This window comes from Pseudomonas sp. ATCC 43928 (genome assembly GCF_005938665.2).
GTDB lineage: Bacteria > Pseudomonadota > Gammaproteobacteria > Pseudomonadales > Pseudomonadaceae > Aquipseudomonas.
Window position 1 is genome coordinate 4,217,435 of the sequence record NZ_CP041753.1, and the last position, 22,106, is coordinate 4,239,540.

At 57.2% G+C, this 22,106-nt stretch carries 17 protein-coding genes and 1 pseudogene; 16 read left to right on the forward strand and 2 right to left on the reverse strand.

From position 1 onward, the window contains the following. Positions 1-80 precede the first annotated feature (80 nt). The 5 genes from FFH90_RS19275 to FFH90_RS19295 all read left to right on the forward strand — a co-directional run bounded on the left by FFH90_RS19275 (position 81) and on the right by FFH90_RS19295 (position 6,225). The gene (locus FFH90_RS19275; protein ID WP_138867874.1) at positions 81-2,120 is read left to right on the forward strand and encodes a bifunctional DedA family/phosphatase PAP2 family protein; all 2,040 of its coding nucleotides are present in this window, start codon (positions 81-83) and stop codon (positions 2,118-2,120) included. Positions 2,121-2,222: 102 nt separating this feature from the next. Beyond that, the gene (locus FFH90_RS19280) at positions 2,223-3,167 is read left to right on the forward strand and encodes a chromate resistance protein ChrB domain-containing protein (RefSeq protein WP_026286370.1); all 945 of its coding nucleotides are present in this window, start codon (positions 2,223-2,225) and stop codon (positions 3,165-3,167) included. Next, entirely contained in the window at positions 3,160-4,518 is a 1,359-nt protein-coding gene (gene chrA, locus FFH90_RS19285) for a chromate efflux transporter (RefSeq protein ID WP_018925604.1), read from the forward strand. Before FFH90_RS19280 ends, chrA begins: the two co-directional genes overlap by 8 nt. Positions 4,519-4,600: 82 nt before the next feature. Then, the gene (locus FFH90_RS19290; protein WP_138867875.1) at positions 4,601-5,053 is read left to right on the forward strand and encodes a chromate resistance protein ChrB domain-containing protein; all 453 of its coding nucleotides are present in this window, start codon (positions 4,601-4,603) and stop codon (positions 5,051-5,053) included. 131 nt (positions 5,054-5,184) lie between these two features. Continuing rightward, positions 5,185-6,225, forward strand: coding sequence for a YncE family protein (locus FFH90_RS19295; RefSeq protein WP_138867876.1), 1,041 nt, complete (start codon positions 5,185-5,187; stop codon positions 6,223-6,225). Between the two features lie 49 nt (positions 6,226-6,274). Here the strand turns inward: FFH90_RS19295 and FFH90_RS19300 are convergent, their stop codons facing one another. Continuing rightward, positions 6,275-6,619, reverse strand: coding sequence for a cupin domain-containing protein (locus FFH90_RS19300; RefSeq protein WP_064618713.1), 345 nt, complete (start codon positions 6,617-6,619; stop codon positions 6,275-6,277). Positions 6,620-6,874: 255 nt separating this feature from the next. Between FFH90_RS19300 and FFH90_RS19305 the strand changes: the two genes are divergently transcribed. The 3 genes from FFH90_RS19305 (at position 6,875) to FFH90_RS19315 (ending at position 8,200) form a co-directional block, all read left to right on the forward strand. Continuing rightward, the gene (locus FFH90_RS19305; RefSeq protein ID WP_018925600.1) at positions 6,875-7,165 is read left to right on the forward strand and encodes a hypothetical protein; all 291 of its coding nucleotides are present in this window, start codon (positions 6,875-6,877) and stop codon (positions 7,163-7,165) included. 132 nt (positions 7,166-7,297) lie between these two features. Continuing rightward, positions 7,298-7,699 (forward strand): hypothetical protein, encoded by a 402-nt coding sequence (locus FFH90_RS19310; RefSeq protein ID WP_007937009.1) that lies wholly within the window; start codon positions 7,298-7,300, stop codon positions 7,697-7,699. A gap of 219 nt (positions 7,700-7,918) precedes the next feature. Beyond that, positions 7,919-8,200: a DUF3303 domain-containing protein gene (locus FFH90_RS19315; RefSeq protein ID WP_018925598.1), complete on the forward strand. Its 282-nt coding sequence runs from the start codon at positions 7,919-7,921 to the stop codon at positions 8,198-8,200. A 107-nt stretch (positions 8,201-8,307) separates the two neighbouring features. On the opposite strand, the gene ligD is transcribed toward FFH90_RS19315, so the two are convergent. Next, positions 8,308-10,845: a DNA ligase D gene (gene ligD, locus FFH90_RS19320; protein ID WP_138867877.1), complete on the reverse strand. Its 2,538-nt coding sequence runs from the start codon at positions 10,843-10,845 to the stop codon at positions 8,308-8,310. Positions 10,846-11,278: 433 nt separating this feature from the next. Here ligD and FFH90_RS19325 point away from each other — a divergent pair, with 433 nt between their 5' ends. From FFH90_RS19325 to FFH90_RS19365, 8 genes and pseudogenes are all read left to right on the forward strand, one after another. Next, positions 11,279-11,794, forward strand: a complete 516-nt coding sequence (locus FFH90_RS19325; protein WP_007900657.1) for an Hcp family type VI secretion system effector — start codon at positions 11,279-11,281, stop codon at positions 11,792-11,794. Positions 11,795-11,926: 132 nt separating this feature from the next. Beyond that, positions 11,927-14,212 (forward strand): type VI secretion system tip protein TssI/VgrG, encoded by a 2,286-nt coding sequence (gene tssI, locus FFH90_RS19330; RefSeq protein ID WP_138867878.1) that lies wholly within the window; start codon positions 11,927-11,929, stop codon positions 14,210-14,212. Between the two features lie 557 nt (positions 14,213-14,769). After that, the gene (locus tag FFH90_RS19340) at positions 14,770-15,132 is read left to right on the forward strand and encodes a hypothetical protein (protein WP_230139371.1); all 363 of its coding nucleotides are present in this window, start codon (positions 14,770-14,772) and stop codon (positions 15,130-15,132) included. Between the two features lie 24 nt (positions 15,133-15,156). Then, positions 15,157-15,894, forward strand: coding sequence for a DUF4123 domain-containing protein (locus FFH90_RS19345; RefSeq protein WP_111454030.1), 738 nt, complete (start codon positions 15,157-15,159; stop codon positions 15,892-15,894). Further along, positions 15,894-20,552, forward strand: a complete 4,659-nt coding sequence (locus FFH90_RS19350) for an RHS repeat-associated core domain-containing protein (protein ID WP_111454031.1) — start codon at positions 15,894-15,896, stop codon at positions 20,550-20,552. Before FFH90_RS19345 ends, FFH90_RS19350 begins: the two co-directional genes overlap by 1 nt. Next, positions 20,553-20,858 (forward strand): hypothetical protein, encoded by a 306-nt coding sequence (locus FFH90_RS19355; protein ID WP_111454032.1) that lies wholly within the window; start codon positions 20,553-20,555, stop codon positions 20,856-20,858. Positions 20,859-21,011: 153 nt separating this feature from the next. Further along, positions 21,012-21,680 (forward strand): annotated as a pseudogene (locus tag FFH90_RS19360) (RHS repeat-associated core domain-containing protein); the annotation flags it as partial. Positions 21,681-21,691: 11 nt separating this feature from the next. Further along, a complete protein-coding gene (locus FFH90_RS19365; RefSeq protein ID WP_111454033.1) occupies positions 21,692-22,057 on the forward strand; it encodes a hypothetical protein in 366 nt (121 codons plus the stop codon). Positions 22,058-22,106: the final 49 nt, after the last annotated feature.

The following is a 22,106-nucleotide window of genomic DNA, read 5'->3' on the forward strand; positions in this document are numbered from 1 at the left end:
CAAACTGATTGTGCAGACGGGAATTGCAGACACCCGTGTCGATCGCCGCCCCACTGGTCCTCCATAGGCAGCCGCGAAACATGACGTCCTTGGTCTCATCGATCATCGAGTTACTCACGGCGCACCCGCATATCGTGTATCTGGCCGTGTTTCTCTTGGCACTTTCCGAGTCAATCCCGATCATCGGTGTCGTCGTTCCCGGCACCGCCGTGATTCTTGCGCTCAGCACCCTGGTGCCGAGCGGCGTGTTATTGCTCTGGCCGTTGCTGATCGCCGCCACGTCAGGCGCCATTGCGGGGGATGGTCTTTCGTTCTGGCTCGGGCACCGATACCGCCGCGAGATTCTTGGCCTCTGGCCACTGAACCGGCATCCTGAGCTGATTCAGCGCAGCGAAGCCTTTTTCAACCGTCATCGCGATAAAAGTATCTTTTTCGCGCGCTTCACACCGGGCGTCCGCGCCTTCGTTCCGCTCCTCGCCGGCACGCTGGGAATGGCGGTCAGTCGGTTCTATGCCGTCAATGTCGTGTCGGCGCTCGCCTGGGCTCCGTCGCATATCCTGCCCGGCGTGCTCGTCGGCGCGACGTTCAGCATTCTCGGTGCAGCTGCAAAGCCGCTCGCGATCTTGCTGACCGTTCTAGTCGCGGTGGGCTGGGTGGTCCTGCATATCGTGCGCTGGGCGCTGCATCGCGGCATCCCCTACTTCATCGTTGCAGTGCAGCGGTTGCGGGGCTGGACCGGCGCCCACGACACCTGGCTGAGCCGCAGCCTCACTCACTTCCTCGATCCTTCACGGCCCGAAGCACGGGCTCTCGCACTGTCGACGGTCCTGCTCGTCGGTGCCGCGTGGCTTTTCTTCGGTGTCCTTGAGGACATCATCAACGGTGACCCGTTGCTGCTTGCAGATAGCGCGATATACCGCGCGCTCCAGGATCTTCGCACTGCACCGGGCGATGCGGTGATGATCGCCATCACGGAACTCGGCGACACCAAGGTCGTGCTGGCGGTCACGATTGTTGTCTTGCTGTGGCTCATGTGGAAACGCGCCTGGCGTACGGCTGCCTATTGGCTGATTGCAATCGCCGGCGCTTCGGGGCTCACCATAGTCATCAAGGTAGCGCTGTATCGAGCTCTCCCTGCGGAACCTCTCTATTCCGGGTGGAGTGCCTTTTCCTTCCCCAGCGGCCACAGCACGATCAATGTCGTGCTATACGGTTTTCTCGCCTTCCTTATCGCGCGTGATACCCGCCCGGCACGGCGCCTCGTGGTCGCTCCTGGTGCAGCCACCCTGATATTTCTGATTGCATTCTCGCACCTCTACCTCGGGGCACATTGGCTTTCCGACGTGCTCGGGGGGCTGGCATTCGGATCCGCTTGGCTGGCGCTACTCAGCCTCTTCTACCTGCGGCGGCAGGCCGAGCACATTGGCTCAGCGGGGCTGCTCGCCCTCGGATGTGTGACACTTCTGCTCGCCGGCGGCTTCAATATCTATCGTAACCATACGACGGACAGCAGTCGTTATGCCGTCAAGGTGGGAACGTTGACCTTAGCTGCCACCGATTGGTGGACGTCGGATTGGCAGCAACTGCCGGTGCGGCGTATCGACCTCACTGGCGAGACGAATGAGCCACTGACGTTTCAGTGGGCCGGTGGTCTGCCGGAGTTGCAAGATGTCCTGCAGCGCAACGGATGGCGCACCTCAGCGGCATGGACACTGTTGAATTCCCTGAACTGGTTTACCGTCCAGGCTGACCCTGCCGATCTTCCGGTCATCCCTCTTTTCGCCAGTGGTCGCCTTCCCAGTCTGACGCTCATTCGAACGTATAACGATGATGGATCTGCCGGTTCGCGCCTGGTGCTTCGATTGTGGATCGTCGATATCGAGCTCACAAACGGGCGAACTATGCCGCTGTGGATTGGCTCGGTTGTCGAGGAGCGTTTCTATCATCCCCTGGCCCTCGTCACGTTAACGTCAACACAACCCGATGCGAATACACCGCGCAGAATGCTAGCGGCCGTTCTTGAGGGTGGGCGGCTCGTTTCCCGGACCGAAGGAATGGCGGATGCGTATTGGGATGGGCAGGTCCTGTTAGCTCGCACGGTGAAAAACAAAAATGAATGACCGTTCAGGGTCGTTTGCCGCCCTACTTCTGAAGGAGCGCTTCCCCATGGCCTGAATCAGGAATAAAGTAGCAAGACCTACATAAATCGTAGAAAACGTTACATGAAAAATTGGCTAGCTTTGATATTAGGTCTGCCGACCGCCAATGCCACCGAACGCATGCGTGCCTGGCGCGCACTAAAAGCCTCCGGAGCGGCGGTCTTACGCGATGGCGCCTACCTTTTACCGGATACCGCTGCCTGTCGAGAAGCGCTAACGTCTGTCGAGCGCGACATCCTGGCCATCAACGGCACCGCCTACGTCCTGCCTGTCGTTGATCCTGACGGTGAACGCTTTATTGAGCTGTTCGACCGTAGCGATGATTACAGCAAGCTAGGCGCCGAGATCGAAGCATGCCGGGCACAGCTCAATGCCGAGAATGCGCTGGTCACCACCAAGCAAATTCGCAAACTGCGTAAAGCCTACGATCAGCTGACCAGCATCGATTACTTTTCAGGCAAGCCGAAGCAGCAGGTCGACTTGGCGTTGCAGGAGCTTGAGACAGCGGTCAGCAGAGCGCTGTCTGCGGATGAGCCGCATAGCCACGACCAGCCAATCACGGCGCTGAGCCTTGGCGATTATCAATGTCGTGTCTGGGCAACGCGTAAACGCCCATGGATCGACCGCCTGGCTTGCGCCTGGTTGATTCGACGCTTCATTGATCCGCAGGCTCAGATCCTTTGGCTGAACACTCCACAGGAGTGCCCAGCCGATGCATTGGGTTTCGACTTCGATGACGCAACTTTCAGTCATGTCGGCAATCGCGTGACCTTTGAAACCCTGCAAGCCAGCTTTGAACTTCAAGAGCCGGGCCTGAGCCGCATCGCCGCACTGGTGCATTACCTCGATATCGGTGGCATTCAGCCGGTGGAGGCTGCCGGCATCGAACGGGTGCTGGCAGGGCTACGCGAAACCATTGCCCATGACGACCACTTGTTGGCTGCTGCCAGCGCCATCTTTGACGGCCTGCTCGCCGAGTTCGTGAAAGAGGAACATCCCAATGATTAAGGCTTCCCCATCAGCTGTAGAAGAGGATCTGTCGAGGCCTGAACCGATCAGTTTGCGTGAGGCGTTCTGGTTCTGGCTGAAGTTGGGATTCATTAGCTTTGGCGGGCCCGCAGGACAGATCTCGATCATGCACCAGGAGTTGGTAGAGCGACGGCGTTGGATTTCCGAGCGGCGGTTTCTGCATGCCCTCAACTATTGCATGCTGTTGCCAGGGCCGGAGGCTCAGCAGCTAGCAACCTATATCGGTTGGTTGATGCATCGAACCTGGGGTGGGGTGATCGCCGGGGGGCTGTTTGTGTTGCCCTCACTGTTCATCCTGATCGCGCTGTCCTGGATGTATATCGCCTTCGGCGAAGTCCCGGTGGTGGCCGGGCTTTTCTATGGCATCAAGCCCGCCGTGACGGCCATCGTCGTGCAGGCGGCCCATCGAATCGGCTCGCGCGCGCTGAAGAACAACTGGCTGTGGGCTATGGCGGCGGCGTCATTTACCGCGATCTTCGCATTCAATGTGCCGTTCCCGCTGATCGTGCTGGGAGCCGCGTTAATCGGTTATGCAGGAGGCCGCCTGGCGCCCGAGAAATTCAGGACCGGGGGCCATAGCGCCGCCAAAAAGTCCTTCGGCCCAGCATTGATCGATGACGACACCCCGTCCCCTGAGCATGCCCGGTTCAGCTGGTTGAAACTGGCGCTGCTGGCACTCATCGGCGCAGCGTTGTGGGCGTTGCCGATGGGGGTCTTGACCGTACTCTTTGGCTGGGAAGGCACCTTGACTCAGATGGGCTGGTTCTTTACCAAGGCCGCATTGCTGACCTTTGGCGGCGCCTATGCAGTGCTTCCCTACGTCTACCAAGGCGCGGTCGGTCATTATGGCTGGCTGACACCGACACAAATGATCGACGGATTGGCGCTGGGGGAAACCACACCGGGGCCGCTGATCATGGTGGTGGCTTTCGTCGGCTTTGTCGGCGCCTATGTCTCGCAGGTGTTCGGCGCCGATCAGGTGTTTCTGGCCGGAGCCGTCGCGGCCACGCTGGTGACCTGGTTCACCTTCCTGCCTTCGTTCCTGTTCATCCTCGCAGGTGGCCCGCTGGTGGAGTCGACTCACAATGAACTCAAGTTCACCGCACCGCTTACCGGGATTACTGCCGCCGTGGTTGGGGTGATTCTCAATCTGGCGTGTTTCTTCGGCTATCACGTTCTTTGGCCCAAAGGGTTCAGCGGCAACCTGGACTGGCCTTCCGCGCTGATCGCGATTGCGGCGGCGATTGCCTTGTTCCGCTTCAAGCGCGGCGTGATTCAAGTATTGATGGCCTGCGCACTCGTTGGTTTGACTGTGCACTTACTGCGCTAGAGCGCGCAATGATCAACTATTTTCTGGCGGGCACCGGGCCTGCCAGATCACCCAGCCTACTGAGTTAGGCAGGAGGTGTTCCATGAGGTGGATTACCCGTGAACGACCCAAAATTGATCGCATTGCCTGTCCCTGGCTGATCACCCGTTTTATCGACCCTGAGGCCGAGTTCTTGTACGTGCCCAGCAGAGAGGTTTTGCCGGTGGCCGCAGAGAAAGACGCAACGCCTTATGACATTCCGGGTGTTGAGCTTACCCACGAAGGAGAGCTGTGCAGCTTTGATGCGTTTCTGAAGAAGTACCGCCTCACTGATCCAGCCTTACAGTATCTGGCCAGGATCGTGCGTGGGGCCGATACCTCCCGCCTGGATCTGACACCGCAATCGGCTGGGCTCTATGCGATTTCGCTGGGACTATCGCATAGTTATGCCGATGACCACGAAATGCTGGCACATGGTTTGATCCTGTATGACGCCCTGTATGCCTGGTGCAAGGAATGTCAGGGCGAGTCGCATAATTGGCCTCCTCAGATGTGAGAGGCGTCCACACGGCGGTCCAGCCCGGAACTGGGCTCATGATCAGTGAAACACTGCACATTCTGATCTGCGCATTGCTGAGACTTGGGCGAGGCGGTTGAACCCGCCTTGTCCGAGCAGAAGAAGACCTCATGAACATACGAGACAATCGACGTTTCACTCTGCCAGTCTTCGCGATCCTGCTGACTGCGCTAGCCGTCATGGACTTCGCAAGCCTTCGCTACTGTCAGGCCGCCGACGAGTTGCCGGCTAACGACCTGCCTCTGAAGCACGTCGCCGACATTCCATTGCCCGGTGGCGCCACTCGGCTCGACTACGAGAGCTACGATCCAGAGCGCAACCTGATGTTCATCGCTCATCTTGGTGACGGTGAAGTTATCGCCTTTGACATGCGCGAGTCCCGCGTTGTCGGGCGCATTGCGAACGTCTCGTCGGTACACGGCGTGCTCGTTATTCCTGAGTTGTCACGCGTCTACGCTTCGGCGACGGGTACGAACGAAATCGTTGCGATAGACGAAGCGACCCTGGCAATTGTCAGTCGCATACCAGGCGGCATCTATCCAGACGGCATGGCTTATGTGCCTGACCTTCACAAGCTTTACGTATCGAACGAAAACGGCGAGACCGAAACGGTGATCGACGTGGACACGAACACTCGTGTTGCGACAATTCCACTGGGAGGTGAAGTCGGCAATACACAATATGACCCCATATCACGACACGTCTTCGTCAATATCCAGACTCGTCGGCAACTTATCGAAATCGATCCCGTGACCGACCACATCGTGGCGCGCATTGATCTGCCGGGGGCACGTGGCAATCATGGTTTGTTGATCAATCCGCGTGACCGGCTTGCCTTTATCGCGTGCGAAGGTAATGACAAGCTCCTCGTACTGGACATGCACACCATGCGGGTTATCCAGGCGTTCGATACCGGGGGAGCCCCCGATGTGCTTGCGTTCGATCCAGTGCTGAACACACTTTATGTCGCTGGAGAGGCTGGCATTGTGTCGATGTTCCACGTCAAGGGGGCAGTGGTCACGAAAATCGGCAATGGCAGCGTAGGCCCGCGTGCGCATGTCGTTGCCGTGGATACCGCGACACACCGCTCGTATTTTCCGCTCAAGGATATCGACGGGCACCCGGTACTACGGATTATGGAGCCCCGTTAGCGGATTGAATCGACTCTAGTTCCGACCGTGCTGGATGTCGGACCTGAACTTACTCCTGCCTGACAATATCGACCGAGATCTCCACCGCAGCGATCGTGCCCCGGTTCTCAAGCCAGTGCGTGGTGTTCCTGTCCTCGGGCCAACCCACGCCCGGCCCATAGTCCGTGGCGACGCCATTTCGATGGTCGGTGATGGTTCCTTGCAGTATGTAAACGGTGCCGGGTCTGTCTTTATGGTTGTGAACCGGCCCAAAGACGCCTCCAGGCTCGATGGTCACCATGCGCATTCTAAGTTGGCGCCCTGCCATGCCTTCGATCTCGGGGCCAAGGTCAACCGTTGCCAGTAACTTCACCGTAACACCTTGCGTTTCGGGTGCCGCCTGTTCGTTGCTCATTGTGCTCTCCTCTCTGTACATACAGGGCCTGACTAGAAGTAAAGCCCCTGAGAACCGACAGAGGTGTAAATCCGCCCAGCGACGGTCGCCACCAACCGTCGCTAGCCTGCCAAAAGTGGCCGGTGGTCGTGGCATGTCGCTTGTCACCGACGTTTGGCTAAGCTGAATAAATCGGGGGTGAACTGATACCGGAGTGATGGCGGCCATCAGCGGATCTGGATTGGCATCAAGACGGTACTCCCGAAGGAGACGACTATGTATGCAGTTATAAGAACCTACCTGGGTGCTGGCGCAAAGGAGCTTTTCGAGTTTCTGGAAAAGCGCAATGCCGATGTCGAAGCGGCCCTGCGGACAGTGCCTGGCATCGAAAGCTACACACTGCTCAACACGGGTGATGGCGGCACGGCGGTGACGGTTTGCAAAGACAAGACCGGCACCGATGCAAGCTTGAAAGTGGCGCGCGACTGGATTCAGAAAAATGCTTCGCATATTCAAGTGAAACCGCCGATCGTGACGGAAGGTCCGGTGATTGTGCAGATAAAATAGATTCAACTGGTCGATGCAACACACTAGGCACTGTGTAAACAGGCGGCGTGTTGCATCGACGGAAAACACCACTCTCAACGCCACAACAACCCCATGGGCAAACCCGATCATAGCGCTCTATGATTGAACCCCATGACGACCTCTCTTCCGATCCGCCAACCCTGCCCTCCCGGTGCCTGCATCTGCGAGCGTGAGCAGCTGTTGGAAACCCCCGGCACGGACCTGCGCATCCTGAGCCTGACCCAGTCGGAAGAGAAACGCCTGATCGAACGCCTGGAAAACCTCCAGAGCCTGAGCGACCTGGAGCGTCTGCAACGGCGAATGTATGAGCAGTTGGGTCTGCGCGTGGAGATCGCTCCGGGCTTCAATGAAGTGCGCACCATGCGCGGTATCAATATCACCTTGGGCGAACTGCCGGGCCTGTGCCGCAAAACCCGTCAGTCGATCCCGGCGGCCATTCGCCGAGGGCTGGAGAAGCACCCGGAAGTTGCCTACGAGCTGCTCAATGCCAACGACTTGTTGCGTGATGCCTGATACCTGATGGCTTGCACCGTTATCCCGATACGTTCATTCGAATGCCCTGAAACAGGATCAGCGGTCGTACACGCGACACGGTCCGCTGCTATGCCTTCTCATGGGAGAACAGGTTTCAGGCCAGCCAGGACGCAGCTGGAAACTCAGGCGTGACCGTGGCCCCGGCGCCAGCCAGGAACGCGAAGATCAAAGGTGCCAGTCCGTAGCAGGAGGTGGCAGATGTTATTCATGGTCCGTTGGTCCATCAGTCCGCAGCAACGTAACAGCGCGATCGAACGTTTTCTCAAGACCGGTGGCGCCCCACCCGCAGGCGTCAAAATGCTGGGGCGCTGGCATGCCGTCGGCGGCTCCAGCGGCGTGGGCATTGCCGAGGCCAGTGATCCAGTGGCGATTCAGAAGTGGGTGCTGGAATGGAGCGACCTCATGAACATGGAAGTCCACGCCGCATTGACCGATGAACAGGTGGCGCCGCTGCTCGCTGCCGCAGTGGGCAAGCAATAGTTGTCGAGGCGGCGGGTGCCCCTCGCCGCCCAATGCAAGCTTTTCGTAGGAGCCAGGCTTGCCGGCGAAGGCGCTCTTAAGGACGCCTTCGCCGGCAAGCCTGGCTCCTACATCCCGATCCGTCGCCGCATCTCGGCGGTAATCGTCTGCCGGGTTTTCTTCAGCTCGGCCCAGGGTTCATCGCCCACCTCGGCCAGGCGCTCATGCACGGTGTGCAGGTTCCATTGATTGGCGCCCTTGAGCTCAGCCACTTCTTCGCGAAAGATCGGTACCGACACTGGCAACCCTTCGCGGCTGCGCACGGCATAAGCGCAGATCGTGGTGGCGCCGAGGCCGTTGCGCAGGTAATCGATGAAGATGCGCCCAACCCGGTTTTTCGGCCCCGACACCGCGGAAAATCGTTCCGGCAGCAGCTTGGCCATGTGACTGACAATCGCATGGCTGAAGTCCTTGACCTCGTCCCAACCGTGTTTGCGGGTCAGCGGTACGACCAGGTGAATCCCCTTGCCGCCGCTGGTCTTGAGAAACGCCTTGAGCCCCAGCTCATCCAGCACTGTGAGGATCAGCCGGGTCGCTTCGACCATGCTCTTCCAGGGCAACGCCGGATCCGGGTCGAGGTCGAGGACGAAGCGGTCGGGTTTGTCCAGATCGACCGACGTGGCGTTCCAGGTGTGCAGCTCCACGGTACTCATCTGTACTGCGCCAATCAGGGCCTCGGCATTGTTGATAACCATCATCGGTTGGCCGGTCAGTGCCTTGTCCAGAGTGATAATGCCGGGTATGGCCAGATTCTCGGCGTTCTTCTGAAAGAACAGTTCGCCGGTGATGCCGTCCGGTGCGCGCACCAGCGCCACCGGCCGGTCCTTGAGTTGCGGCAGAATCCACTCGGCGACGCTGGCGTAATACTCCGCCAATTGCATCTTGGTGGTGCCGCTGCTGGCATCGATCACCCGATCCGGATGCGTGATGCGCACCTTGCCTTGCTCCAGGCCGACTTGTGACGGTGTCGCTTGGGAGGTTTTAGTTTTAGTGGTTGAGGTTTTCACGGTTGTCGGACGCTCCTCGGTGATGTCGACGGCAGGCTTGTCCTCGCGCAGCCCATGGAACACGGCCTGGCGCACCGAGCCGTCCTTCGTCATCTCGGCGAAGGCCACTTCCGCCAGCAAAACGGGTTTGAGCCAATGCACACCCTTGGCTTCAACACCGGTGGGCGGGTTCACCACCGAGGGTTTTTTCGCCTGCAGCGGTTTCAGTTGTTCGTAAAGACGCTTGAGGCTCGCCTCGCTGAATCCGGTGCCGACCTTGCCCGCATAGCGCAATTCCCCGCTGTCACGGTCGTGCAGCCCCAGCAGCAACGCGCCAAAGGCACTGCGCGAGCCTTTGGGATCGGTGAGGCCGACCACGATGAATTCCTGCCGATGCTTGCACTTTAGTTTGATCCAGTCACTGCTGCGCCGGGACACGTAAGGCGAGCCCAGGCGTTTGCCAATCAACCCTTCCATGTGCATTTTGCAGACGCTGTCGAGTAACGCCTCCGGGGACTCGTTGAACGTGTCGGAGAACCGCAACAGAGGGTTTTCATTGGGCTTGAGCACAGTCGCCAGCGCCGCCCTGCGCGCTTCGACAGGAACTTCGCGCAGGTCCACGCCGTTGAGGTAAGGCAAATCGAACAGGTAGTAAACGATGCTGGCGCTACGACCGGCATCGAAGGCGTTTTGCAGCGCCTGAAAATCCGGAACACCCTGCTCGTCCGCCACCACCATTTCGCCGTCGAGCCAGGCCGATTCCAAGCCCAACGCCGCTAGCGCTGCAGCCTGCTCCGGCAATTTGTGAGTCCAGTCGTGACCGTTGCGGGTGAAGAGTTTGACCTCATCGTGGTCGATGCGCGCCATGACCCGGTAGCCGTCGAACTTGATTTCATAGCTCCATTCGCCGTCCGGCGCGGACTCCACCAGTGTCGCCAATTCGGGTTTGAGCAGCTCCGGCAGTCTGGCTTTACGAGCGCCTTTCAGCTGTGATGAACGCTCTCTGCGCGCCCTCGCCGCTGGCTTTTTTACGGGACTGGGTTTCGATTTCGCGACAATGGTGCGATCGCTGAGTACGCTGTCGGGCTCGGCGGCGACCACGTCGTAATCGCTTTCGGGCCTGGCCGCGCCGTCCTGATGCTTGATCAGAAACCATTGCTCCTGCTTGCCCGGCATGTGCGTGCGCACGAGGTTCCACAGGCCGCCGAGCTTCTCCCCTTGCAACTCGAATTTCAGCCGGCCCTTGGCGTAAGCCTTGGCCGGGTCGTCCTGGGGAATCCATACCCCACGGTCCCAAACGATCACCTCGCCGGCGCCGTAATGCCCTTCGGGAATGGTGCCTTCGAACGTGGCGTAATCGAGCGGATGGTCTTCGACGTGAATTGCCAGGCGCTTGACCTTGGGGTCCAGCGACGGGCCTTTCGGCACGGCCCAACTTTTCAGCGCGCCATCGAGCTCCAGGCGAAAGTCATAGTGCAGGTGCGAGGCGTCATGTTTCTGAATGCAGAATTGCAGCGCATGATCCTTCACCGCTTTTTTGCCCGAACGCTTGGCGGCGGCCGGTTCCGGAGTCGCCACAAAGTCACGCATGCGGTTGTAATCGTCCAGGGTCTTGCTCATGGCTTACCGGGGGCTCGCTGGCGGACGTTGAATCGGCACGTCTCTACATCAGCAGAGCGACAGGTCCGGAAAAAAATTCCATCGCCACTGGAATTGCCCGGACAGACGGCTGGGTCTATCGGGATGATCGCTCATAGCCTTGATGCGCAACTTCTTGCGCAGTTATTCGTCCCAAATACACCTCAACATCGCTGAACGCCAGGTGGATCAAGCCCTCCAGCCGAGTGCGCAACTTCTTGCGCACCACTGCGCAAGAAGTTGCGCACTTTTTCAGGTGATCGCTGCCGAACAACCTCTCCACGTTTAAAAAATATCCTCAACTACCTGATTTATATGACAAAAAACATTTATGGCACGCTCCTTGATAACAGTCAGGCACCCACCGGGCGATACCGCCTCCCGGGCACCCTAACTTTTAGCAAGGAGCACATCCATGGCTACACCAGCGTACATGTCCGTTACCGGCGAAAAACAAGGCCTGATCACTGCCGGCGCATTCACCGCCGACTCCGTTGGCAACACCTACCAGGAAGGCCACGAAGACCAGGTCATGGTTCAGGCTTTCAGCCACGACGTGATCATCCCGCGTGACCCACAGTCCGGCCAACCGACCGGTCAGCGTGTACACAAGCCAGTCGTGATCACCAAGGTCTACGACAAGTCTTCGCCACTGCTGCAAGCCGCCCTGACTTCCGGCGAGCGCATGAGCGAAATCGTTATCCAGTGGTACCGCACTTCGGCTCAAGGTACCCAAGAGCACTACTACACCACCAAACTGGAAGACGCGATCATCGTTGCCATCAACAACAAAATGCACAACTGCCAGGATCCGTCGAACTCGCACTTCACGCACCTGGAAGAAGTGCAGTTCACCTACCGCAAAATCACCTGGACCCACGAAGTATCCGGTACTTCGGGTTCCGATGACTGGCGTGTTCCAGTCGCTTAATCGCGGCTGACGGTTCCAAACATCGGCCAGCTCTGCTGGTCGATGTCATTTGCGCCTTCCAGGAATTTTCGCGTCCGTTGATCCGGCTCTCGGGTGTCAACGCGCGCCGCAGCACTGCACGAGGAACAAGGGATGTTCGCGCCGGCCAATCAGACTCACTTTGCCCTGACTGTCGAAGGTCTGGAAAACGATCTCCAGGTCCTTGCCCTGCAAGGTCGGGAAGCCATCAGCCAACCTTTTGTGTTTGAGGTGGAGCTGGTCAGTGAGCAGCCATCCCTGGACCTCGAAACGCTATTGCACAAACCGGCCTTCTTGCAGCTCTCGCCTGACGGCAGCGGCATTCATGGCCAGATCTACCGCGCCGCCCAGGGCGATTCGGGCAAACGCCTGACCCGCTACGCTGTGACCCTGCGCCCGCAGCTGTCCTACCTGGCGCACCGCATCAACCAACGCATCTTCCAGAACCTCACCGTGCCGAAAATCATCGGCATGGTCCTCGAAGAGCACGGCATCCAAGGCAATGCCTACGAATTCAAAGTCGGGGCGATTTATCCCGAGCGCATTTACTGCGTTCAATACGATGAATCGGACCTGCAATTCATTCAGCGCCTGTGCGAGGAAGAAGGTATCCATTACCACTTCCAGCACAGCGCCACGGCCCACAAGCTGGTGTTCGGCGATGACCAGACGGTGTTCCCGAAACTCGCGCCCGTGGCCTATCAGCAAGACTCCGGCATGGTCGCCAACGACCCGGTGATCAAGCGCTTCGACCTGCGCCTGGAAACCCGCACCAGCCGCACCACCCGCCGCGATTACGACTTCGAAAAACCGCGCCTGAAACTGGAAAGCGAGAACCGTGGCGACGCCCTGCCCGACCTCGAAGACTACGACTACCCCGGTCGCTTCATCGACCGCGAACGCGGCAAGCACCTGGCCAAACGCGCCCTCGAGCGTCACCGCAGCGACTTCCAGTTGGCCGAAGGCCGAAGCGATCAGCCGTTGCTGGTCAGCGGCCACTTCCTGGCCCTGACCCAACACCCCAAGGCCAAGTGGAACGACCTGTGGCTGCTGACTGAAATCCTCCACGAAGGCAAACAGCCGCAAGTGCTGGAAGAGTCGGTGACCAGCAGCACCACCAACCTCAAGGACGATTTCCACCAGGGCTACCGCAACCGCTTCCAGGCCACCCCTTGGGACGTGCCGAACCGTCCGCCGCTGAACCACCCCAAGCCACGGATCCTCGGCAGCCAGAGCGCCGTGGTCACCGGGCCAAAAGGTGAAGAGATCCACTGCGACCAATACGGCCGCGTCAAAGTGCAATTCCACTGGGACCGCGAAGGCCAGGCCGACGACAAGACCAGCTGCTGGCTGCGCGTCTCCTCCGCCTGGGCCGGCGCCCATTACGGCGGCATCGCCATTCCACGCATTGGCATGGAAGTGCTGGTCAGCTTCCTCGAAGGCGACCCCGACCAACCGCTGATCAGCGGCTGCCTGTTCCACAAGGAAAACGTCGTCCCGTACGCCCTGCCGGCGAACAAGACCCGCAGCACCTTCAAAACCCTGAGCTCTCCGGGCGGCGGCGGATTTAACGAGCTGCGTATCGAAGACAAAAAGGGCCAGGAGCAGATCTTCCTGCACGCCCAGCGCGACTGGGACGAAAACGTCGAGCACGACCAGAAAATCCGCGTCGGCAACGAACGCCACGACACCGTTGAGCAAAACAGCTACAGCGAATTCAAGGCCGAAGAACACCACACCGTCTATGCCGATCGCAAAGTCGAAGCCCGCGCCAACGACCACCTCACCGTGGGCGTCAACCAGCACATCAAGGTCGGCACCGGCCAATTCATCGAAGCCGGCCAGGAAATCCACCTGAGCAGCGGCATGAAAGTCGTGCTCGAAGCCGGCAGCGAACTCACCCTCAAGGGCGGCGGCAGCTTCATCAAGATCGACGCCAGCGGCGTGACGCTGAGCGGCCCGGTGATCAACATGAACTCCGGCGGCAGCCCCGGCAGCGGAACCGGGGCGGCACCGCTGATGCCCGGCGCACTGAAACAGGCTGATGCGGACAAGGCTGGCGCGGTACTGACGCCGGCGCAGATTAATACGCTGAAGCGCAATGCGCCGTTCTGTGAAGAGTGCGAGAGGTGTAAGGCGGGTGTATGCGACATAGAAAAGACCACCCATGATTTGGTTTTCATCGTAAATGATGAAACCACTGGTAAACCGAAGCCGAATATTCCCTACCAAATAAAGCTTGAATCTGGACGTATTGTTAAGGGCGTTACTGACAGCAAAGGAATGACCCAAAAGGTTGCATCCAACAAACCAGAAAAAGCCACTCTCGAGGCCCCCTATTATGGCGACAGTACAAGCGACACTCACTCCGACTGCGGATCAGACGCCTGTGGCTGTTAGTGTTTCAGCGGATGAACCCAGTGGTGCTCAATGGGTAGCAAGATTCCCAGGCAGCGCGAATCTCACCTCACTTAACTCGCCCTTTCGCGAGGCAGTGACAAAGTTCCTTGATGTAGTAAAGGCTGCCGGCGCGACTGTGCATATTTCCGCGACATACCGACCACCGGAAAGAGCTTACTTAATGCACTGGTCGTGGAAAATAGTTAAGACAGGGTTCGACCCGCAACAGGTTCCCAGCTATCCAGGTGACGTTATAAAAATCCAATGGGCCCATACTTCCGAGTCTGGCGCGTTTGATCAACAGGCCTCTGTACAAGCAGCCAGGGCCATGGTGAATGGCTACGGAATCAGCGGACTGAACGTCGCCCCGGCGCTTAACTCACGGCACACCCAAAAACTCGCGATCGACATGAATATCAGCTGGACCGGGACCTTAACGATAAATAATGCCTCAGGGACAGCGGTCGCTATAAGCTCAGATCCCAAAACCGGGATGAACAGTGAGCTTCATACCGTAGGGGCCACTTATGGCGTGATCAAATTTGTTGGGGGCAATAGTGACAAACCTCACTGGTCAAATGATGGGCATTAAAATGTACACAATCACACGTTATTTCTTGCTTATCGCGCTGGCCCTCCCGCTGCTTTCTTGTGCAGCCGAAAGCAATGGCACAGTGCCCGCCGACGTCTCCGACTACATAAAAAGTAGAGACAACTGTGATTCTCTGCGCGGAGATATTCCTGAGCCGGACCCCGCAGATCCGGACAACCTCAATCGTCTCATCAGCGACATCAATAAATACTGCAAGGGCACAGATCAAAAACTGAAGCAGCTGAAAGAAAAATACTCCGGAAACGAAAGCATTATGAAATCGCTCTCGACTTACGAAGAAAATATTGAAGCTGATATGAGTTTTTAGATTCACTCATCAAGGACGGCTGTTGTGACATCTGAAAACACCAATCCACAGGTCTGGTTATCCGAAACCCCGCTACTGCCGGGTGAACGCCTCTACCTGATCATCAGCGCCGCCAGTGATGCCGAAGCGCTCAAGTCGCTTTACCAAAACGAACCCACAACCCAGGCGACCCCGATTTGGGGCGGCACACCTTACGCGGCTTGGCAGCCGGTGATGCCCTACCTCATCGAGCTGAAACCCAACTCAAGTTTTCTGCCGTGGATTGCCGAAACCGATGCTCAAGACTGGGGCTGGCTGGCGGTATCCACCAGTGCGCCGGATGTGGTGTTCGAACATCTGCGCAGCCTGACTCAAGTGCGCATGCCGAATGGGACCGAAGTGTTTTTCCGGTTCTGGGATGGGCGGCATATCTACCCGATTCTGGAAGGCCTCGGCGATGCCGCCGGTGAGGTGCTGCCGGTGTTTGATCGGTATCTGATTAATGGGAAGAGCCTGGAGGTGGGGCCGAGGGTGGTGCCGCCGGCGAAAGACTGGCCGTGGTGGGAGGTGCCGCAGAAACTGCTCGACAGCCTGGCGAAGCAAAACCCGTCGACCCTGATCGGCAACCTGATGCAATGGCTGGAAGAGGAACGTCCAGACATCTACGCCGCTTACCCCGAGAGCAATCTGAAGCTGAAAATCGCACGTTTCGTGCGCCGGCCCGATGCTCCGAAAAACCTGAATGAAGCACTGTTAAACCACCTGATTCTGGAGCAAGGCTGATGGATCGCGTTGCCTACGTTGACAACCAACTGAGCACGTTCAAGGACAGCTTGAAGCTGTATCAAGAACAGACCAAAACCTGGTACGCGAAAGCCGCCGACAAAGGCAGTCGAGCCGCAGACCTGCCCTCCCTGCTGGGCATGGAGCGCGTGATAAAGGTCGGTAACACCAGCAAATCGGTGAGCATGACCGATGGCGACTTCGCCTCGAACGTTGCCCAGTGCCCGCTCAAGGGGCCACTGCTGATCGAGAGCAAATTCGAATCGGTGTATGACATCCCATTGGGTGACATCGAAGTTGAAATCGTTGCGGTGGAAGGCGGCGCAGTCAGCAAAGTCAAACTCGACGCCCAGGGCAAAGCCAGCTGGACGGAGGGTGTTCCCGGCAAGTTCTACAAGATCCGTGTTCACCACGAAGTGACGCCGGCTCAGATCGATACCTTGTTCAAATCCTATGAAGGCCTGACCGGTCAACTGGAAGGTTTCCTGCGCAAGGAATGGGCCGGTTTCAAACCGCAATGGTCGAACATATCCGCCTTGGGAACGGCCTCGGCAATTGGCAACGGCATCCTTGAAGGCGGTTGGGAAGCGATCAAAGGGGTTTGGGACGGTATCAGCCTGGTGCTCGATATCCTGCAAGACCCGAGCAAGTTTGCCAAAGACCTCGGTGCCGGAACCCAAAAACTGATAGCACTGGCAAAAGAAACGCCAGACGTCATGAAGAAGGCCATGTTGCTGGCCAGCGACGAGGCCGCTCTGTTCCTGATGGTACGCAGTGCCGTGATCTGGCTGGCCGGTTTGCCACCGATGAAGATGGCCGGTGACGCCGCAAAAATGACCACGGCAGCGGTAGTCGGCATCGCGATCGACATCGTGATTTCGATCGTGCTGACCGTTGCTGCCGAGGGTACCGGTGTCATCTACCTCGCCGCGCGCTTGAAAAAGTACGGCGAAATCGTCATCAAGGCCGTGACCGGCTTTGTGGAGTCGGTGTTCAAGATCATCAAAGGCTTCATGGAATACGTCGCGAAGTACACCGCGGTAGCGGCTCGTGGTGTGACGGCTCAGGTGAAGAAAGGGATTGCACAGGTTCGTTTTGACGGGAAGCGAGTGACTACCGTAGAAACGCCGAAAGTCCACCACGATGCACCCGCTCAGTCCAAGACTCCCGACGAAAAAAGTGCTAACTGCGCCAAAAGCACCTGCACCAATGGCTGTCCGGTTTCGATGGTGACGGGTGAAGAACTGTTGACCCTGACCGATGGTGAACTCGGAGGGCTACTGCCATTCAGTTGGACCCGCCTCTATCGCACCAGCGCCGCGGAAGTCGATTGCGGCCTCGGCTACGGATGGAGTCACGCACTGGCGCAAAGGGTGGACATCAACGGCGACGAGGTAGTCTGGACTGACCACGAAAACCGCATTACGACCTTCCCATTGCCGAGTATTCAACGACCGGCGATTACCAACAGTTTGTCCGAAGCGGCGATTTTCCTCGGTGAGAATCCTTCCGAGCTGATCCTCACTCAAGCTGGCGACCGTTCCCAGTTCTATCATTTTCGCTACAACAGCAAAGGCGCGACGCTGATCGCCATTAGCGACACCTACAACAACCACCTGCACATCACCCGCGACATTCACGGCCGGATCAAACGTGTCGACAATGGCGCCGGTCGCGCCCTGCTCCTGCGTTATGACCGCAAACACATCGTCGCCGTCGATTACCAGCAGTTCAGTCCGGCAGACAATCTGGAAGATGCCTGGGGCACCGTCCAGACCCTGGTCACCTATAGCTATGACACTCAACACCGCCTGATCGAAGCCAAAAACCCGGCGGGCGAAGCCGAGCGCTACACCTACGACGAGCAGAACGTCATTCTTGAGCGCCAACTGGCCGGTGGCGCCAGTTTCTACTGGGAATGGGAAAAAGAAGGCAAATCGGCACGCTGCATCCATCACTGGGCAAGCTTCTCGCAGATGGACGCGCACTACGCCTGGGATGACAAGGGTAGCGTTACTGTCACCAATGCGGACGGCAGCGAAGAGATCTACACCCACGACGATCAGGCTCGACTGATCGCCAAAATTGACCCGGATGGTGCTGAGCACCTCAAGGCCTACGATGACAAGGGTCGCTTGATTGCAGAACAGGATCCGCTTGGCGCAATCACGGAGTATCACTACAACGAAACCGGTCACATGGTGGCGGTTGTTCCACCGGAAGACCAACCTACCGGCTACGAATACAGCAATGGATTCGTAAGCAAAGTAAGTCGCGGCAAGGCGACCTGGAAGTATCAACGCAACGATCAGGGCGATATCACTCAGCAGATCGACCCGGATGGCAACTCCACACATTACAGCTATGACCGCCAGGGTCGCCTGCTGGAGATCCGCCATCCGGACGGCAGTCGCCACAAGCTGGGCTGGAACAACCTCGGCCAATTGCTTGAAGAGCAACTGCCCGACGGCGGTCAGCGCAAGTACCGCTACGACGCCTTAGGCCGCCAGATCACCCGTCAGGAAGAAAACGGCGCCATCACCCAGTACCAGTGGGACGCCGCCAACCGCCTCGCACAAATTACCCTGCCCGGCGGCGCAACCCGTGCGTTCACCTACAACCCTTATGGCCGCGTCACAGCAGAGCGCGATGAACTGGGCCGCATCACCCGATACGAATACGCCGATGGTCTGCATCTGGTTAGCCGTCGTATCAACCCTGATGGCAGCCAACTTCGCTACCGCTACGACAACTCGCGTCTGCTGCTCAGCGACATCGAAAACGAACGTGGCGAGCACTACCACCTCGATTACTACCCCAACGGCCTGATCCAGCAGGAAATAGGGTTCGACGGTCGCCGGACTGCCTACGAATACGACCTCAACAGCCAACTGCTGAAGAAAACCGAATTCGGCGAAGACGGCAGTGAGTTGGTCACCGAATACCAGCGCGATGCCGCCGGCCGCTTGCTGGTGAAAACCCTGGCCGATGGCGAGGAAATTCACTACAGCTATGACGCCCTAGGCCGCCTCGTCAACGTCGACGACGGCCACTGGCCCCTCGCCTACGAATACGACCTGCAGGATCGCCTGATCACCGAACACCAAGGCTGGGGCACTTTACGTTACGAGTACGACAACCTGGGCCAGTTGAGTCATTGCCGCCTTCCCGACGGCAGTAAACTCGACTACCGCTACCAACCCGGCGGACGCCTGAGCAGCATCGACCTCAACGGCTCGCGCCTCACCACCCACCAGTTCAGCGCCGGTCGCGAACAACAGCGCCAACAAGGCCTGCTGCTCAGCCAATACCAGTACGACGAACAAGGCCGACTGCAAGCCCACACCGTCAGTCAGCAAGACCGCAACCTGTTCCGTCGCCGCTACGCCTACGATGCCAACGGCAACCTCGCGGGTATCGATGACAGCCGCAAAGGCAACCGCAGCTACCATTACGATCCGCTCGATCGCCTGATCAACGTCCGTGGCACCACACCGGAAAGCTTCGCCCACGACCCGGCGGGCAACCTCCTGGGCCAAGGCGACCAACCGACCGCGAACCTCGCCAACGTCAAAGGCAACCGCCTGCTGATGCAAGGCGACCGCCATTATGACTACGACGCCCACGGCAACCTGATCCGCGAACGTCGTGGCGCCGGGCAGAAACTCGTCACCGAGTATCGCTACGACTGCCAACATCGCCTGATCGGCGTCAGCCTGCCCGGCGGCAGCATCGCAAACTACAAGTACGACGCCTTCGGCCGACGCATCGCCAAAACCGTCGATGGTCAAACCACCGAATTCTTGTGGCAAGGCGAACGCCTCATCGCTGAAAGCGCCGACAATCGCTATCGCACTTACATTTATGAACCCGGCAGCTTCCGCCCATTGGCGATGCTCGATGGCGAAGGCCCGCTGAACGCTACACCTTTCTATTACCAACTCGATCATCTCGGCACGCCACAGGAACTCACCGACTACAGCGGCGAGATTATGTGGTCGGCGAAATACCGGGCCTACGGCAACCTCGCCACCCTCGACGTTGCAGAAGTCGACAACCCGCTGCGCTTCCAGGGTCAGTACTTCGACGCGGAGACAGGCTTACATTACAACCGGCATCGCTACTACAATCCGGGGACTGGACGGTTTTTGACGCCGGATCCGATCAAGCTTGCGGGCGGGTTGAACAACTACCAGTACGTGCCTAACCCTACGGGGTGGGTGGATCCGTTGGGGTTGAATAGCGAATGTCCGGGGGGAGCGAGTTGCAAGCCTGGAACGGTTGAAGATCCGGCGAGTAAGGCCAAGGTAAATGAGGGGACATCAGGAGCACCTGATGTTCAATGGACGAATCACGGTAACAAGCACGTAGCCCCCAAGGCCCCCTGGCCAAATGTTGTTAAATCAACGGCAAATGGAGGCGCGGCAAGGTATTTACCTGGGACAGACATCGAAGCACTCGAGCGGCATGCATTTAAAAATGGCCAAGATGTTAACAACGGAAAGCCTTGGAAAGTTATTGATATGGGCAAGACTATTGGCGCCAACGATGGTAAAGAAACACGCTTCATGAGGGTTGAACTAAGCGCAAACACTATCCACGGCCACCCTATTTCCGAAGAAGCATTTAAAAAACTCACAAAAGCGAAGAAAAACTGAATGGACACTAAAAAAATTATAGAACTTGGCGGAACAATCACATTTGATGACATCTCCCACCTCAACCAGCTTATTGACACTTCGATGATCGTTGATGACTTAAAGGAGGATCTATTCCAAGCCGTCTTCCCACATGATCAACTTATTGACATAGGTTGGTACCCTGAATTCTGTGAGAACGGCACATTTAGAGTTTCTTTAATTAAAGCCTATGACTGGGAGCACCCAGCTTTCAGCGAAAAAGCAAAAAGCTGGACAGAATTAAACAAGGCAATTTCCAATGCTTTAAACAAACTAGAAAAATGATCGCCCGAGCGCTCAAAAAAAAACACCTCATTTTGGCCTTTCAGAAGAAAATGCTAGACGCAAATAAAAGAATCATAATCCCCGGAGAGTCGAGAGAAAAGGGGACAGATTTATTTTTCATGCCATAAAATAAATTTGTCCCCTTTTTGCTCCGACGTTGCAGAAATCGACAACCCGTTGCGCTTCCAGAGTCAGTATTTCGATGCGGAAACGGGCTTACACTACAACCGGCATCGCTACTACAATCCGGGGGCTGGGCGGTTTTTGACGCCGGATCCGATCAAGCTTGCGGGTGGGTTGAACAACTACCAGTACGCGCCTAACCCTACGGGGTGGGTGGATCCTTTGGGACTGAATAACTGCCCCCCTGGGACCACTGACCATAAGGGAGTACCCATCAGCAACAATGCAAAGCATCACCTCGAAAAAGCTGATGGATATGACAAAACGAAGGGTATCAAAGGAGCACATAGCAGAGATGAGTTTTTGCAAGCAGTATCAGACAAGAACCTGCATGTAATTTCTGAAACTCAGAGTCCGACCACCCCAGGAATATCTCAGATAAAGTATGGACGCAATACGCTCGACAATGCAGGGAACATTACCGGAACGAAGGAGTTCCGCTCACCTAAGACGGTATACGATAGTAGCGTCATATCTACCGAGAGAATGTATAACGCAGGCAAGGAAGCTGCTGCCAGCGGGTATAACACAGCAAGAGCAAACAATCAGCGAATCTACGAAGCCACACATGATGGAATACCGTTCGTCATATACTTAGACGACACACTAACAACGGTAACCAACTTCCACCCAATGTAGAGCCTATTAAAATGACAACAGTCACTGAAAAACAACTGAAGACAATAAATTATTGCCTAACAGATTTCCGGGATCGAAAAACATATGAAATCACAAGTTTTCTCCCTGCACTTTTGGATGACTTGCTGATCCCTACAAGTATCGGAATGGAAATGTCTGCCGTCTACATTGACTGTGACGTGGATCAGGATGGGCTACCAGACAATTTGAAAAATACCAAAGGCATTACTTTTGAGTTTATGGACGATTTTGTCACACTCCCAACTGAGGAAGGTATCAACTACATCTCAGACTGGTGCGAAAAAAACGTTCTAGAGAACCGAGAAGAAGTACTTCAAAAAGCAAGAAAGCTTAAGGAAAAATATCTTAAAAAGTAAACTACAAAAGGGGACAAATTTATTTCCTAAGCGCTCATGAAGATAAATT

Coding starts and splice junctions, on each gene's coding strand:
- tssI (WP_138867878.1), top strand. CDS start 11,927: ATGTTCGCGCCGGCCAATCAGACTCACTTTGCCCTGACTGTCGAAGGT.
- chrA (WP_018925604.1), top strand. CDS start 3,160: ATGATTAAGGCTTCCCCATCAGCTGTAGAAGAGGATCTGTCGAGGCCT.
- ligD (WP_138867877.1), bottom strand. CDS start 10,845: ATGAGCAAGACCCTGGACGATTACAACCGCATGCGTGACTTTGTGGCG.
- FFH90_RS19300 (WP_064618713.1), bottom strand. CDS start 6,619: ATGAGCAACGAACAGGCGGCACCCGAAACGCAAGGTGTTACGGTGAAG.
- FFH90_RS19280 (WP_026286370.1), top strand. CDS start 2,223: ATGAAAAATTGGCTAGCTTTGATATTAGGTCTGCCGACCGCCAATGCC.
- FFH90_RS19325 (WP_007900657.1), top strand. CDS start 11,279: ATGGCTACACCAGCGTACATGTCCGTTACCGGCGAAAAACAAGGCCTG.
- FFH90_RS19355 (WP_111454032.1), top strand. CDS start 20,553: ATGGACACTAAAAAAATTATAGAACTTGGCGGAACAATCACATTTGAT.
- FFH90_RS19275 (WP_138867874.1), top strand. CDS start 81: ATGACGTCCTTGGTCTCATCGATCATCGAGTTACTCACGGCGCACCCG.
- FFH90_RS19350 (WP_111454031.1), top strand. CDS start 15,894: ATGGATCGCGTTGCCTACGTTGACAACCAACTGAGCACGTTCAAGGAC.
- FFH90_RS19365 (WP_111454033.1), top strand. CDS start 21,692: ATGACAACAGTCACTGAAAAACAACTGAAGACAATAAATTATTGCCTA.
- FFH90_RS19295 (WP_138867876.1), top strand. CDS start 5,185: ATGAACATACGAGACAATCGACGTTTCACTCTGCCAGTCTTCGCGATC.
- FFH90_RS19310 (WP_007937009.1), top strand. CDS start 7,298: ATGACGACCTCTCTTCCGATCCGCCAACCCTGCCCTCCCGGTGCCTGC.
- FFH90_RS19305 (WP_018925600.1), top strand. CDS start 6,875: ATGTATGCAGTTATAAGAACCTACCTGGGTGCTGGCGCAAAGGAGCTT.
- FFH90_RS19290 (WP_138867875.1), top strand. CDS start 4,601: ATGAGGTGGATTACCCGTGAACGACCCAAAATTGATCGCATTGCCTGT.
- FFH90_RS19315 (WP_018925598.1), top strand. CDS start 7,919: ATGTTATTCATGGTCCGTTGGTCCATCAGTCCGCAGCAACGTAACAGC.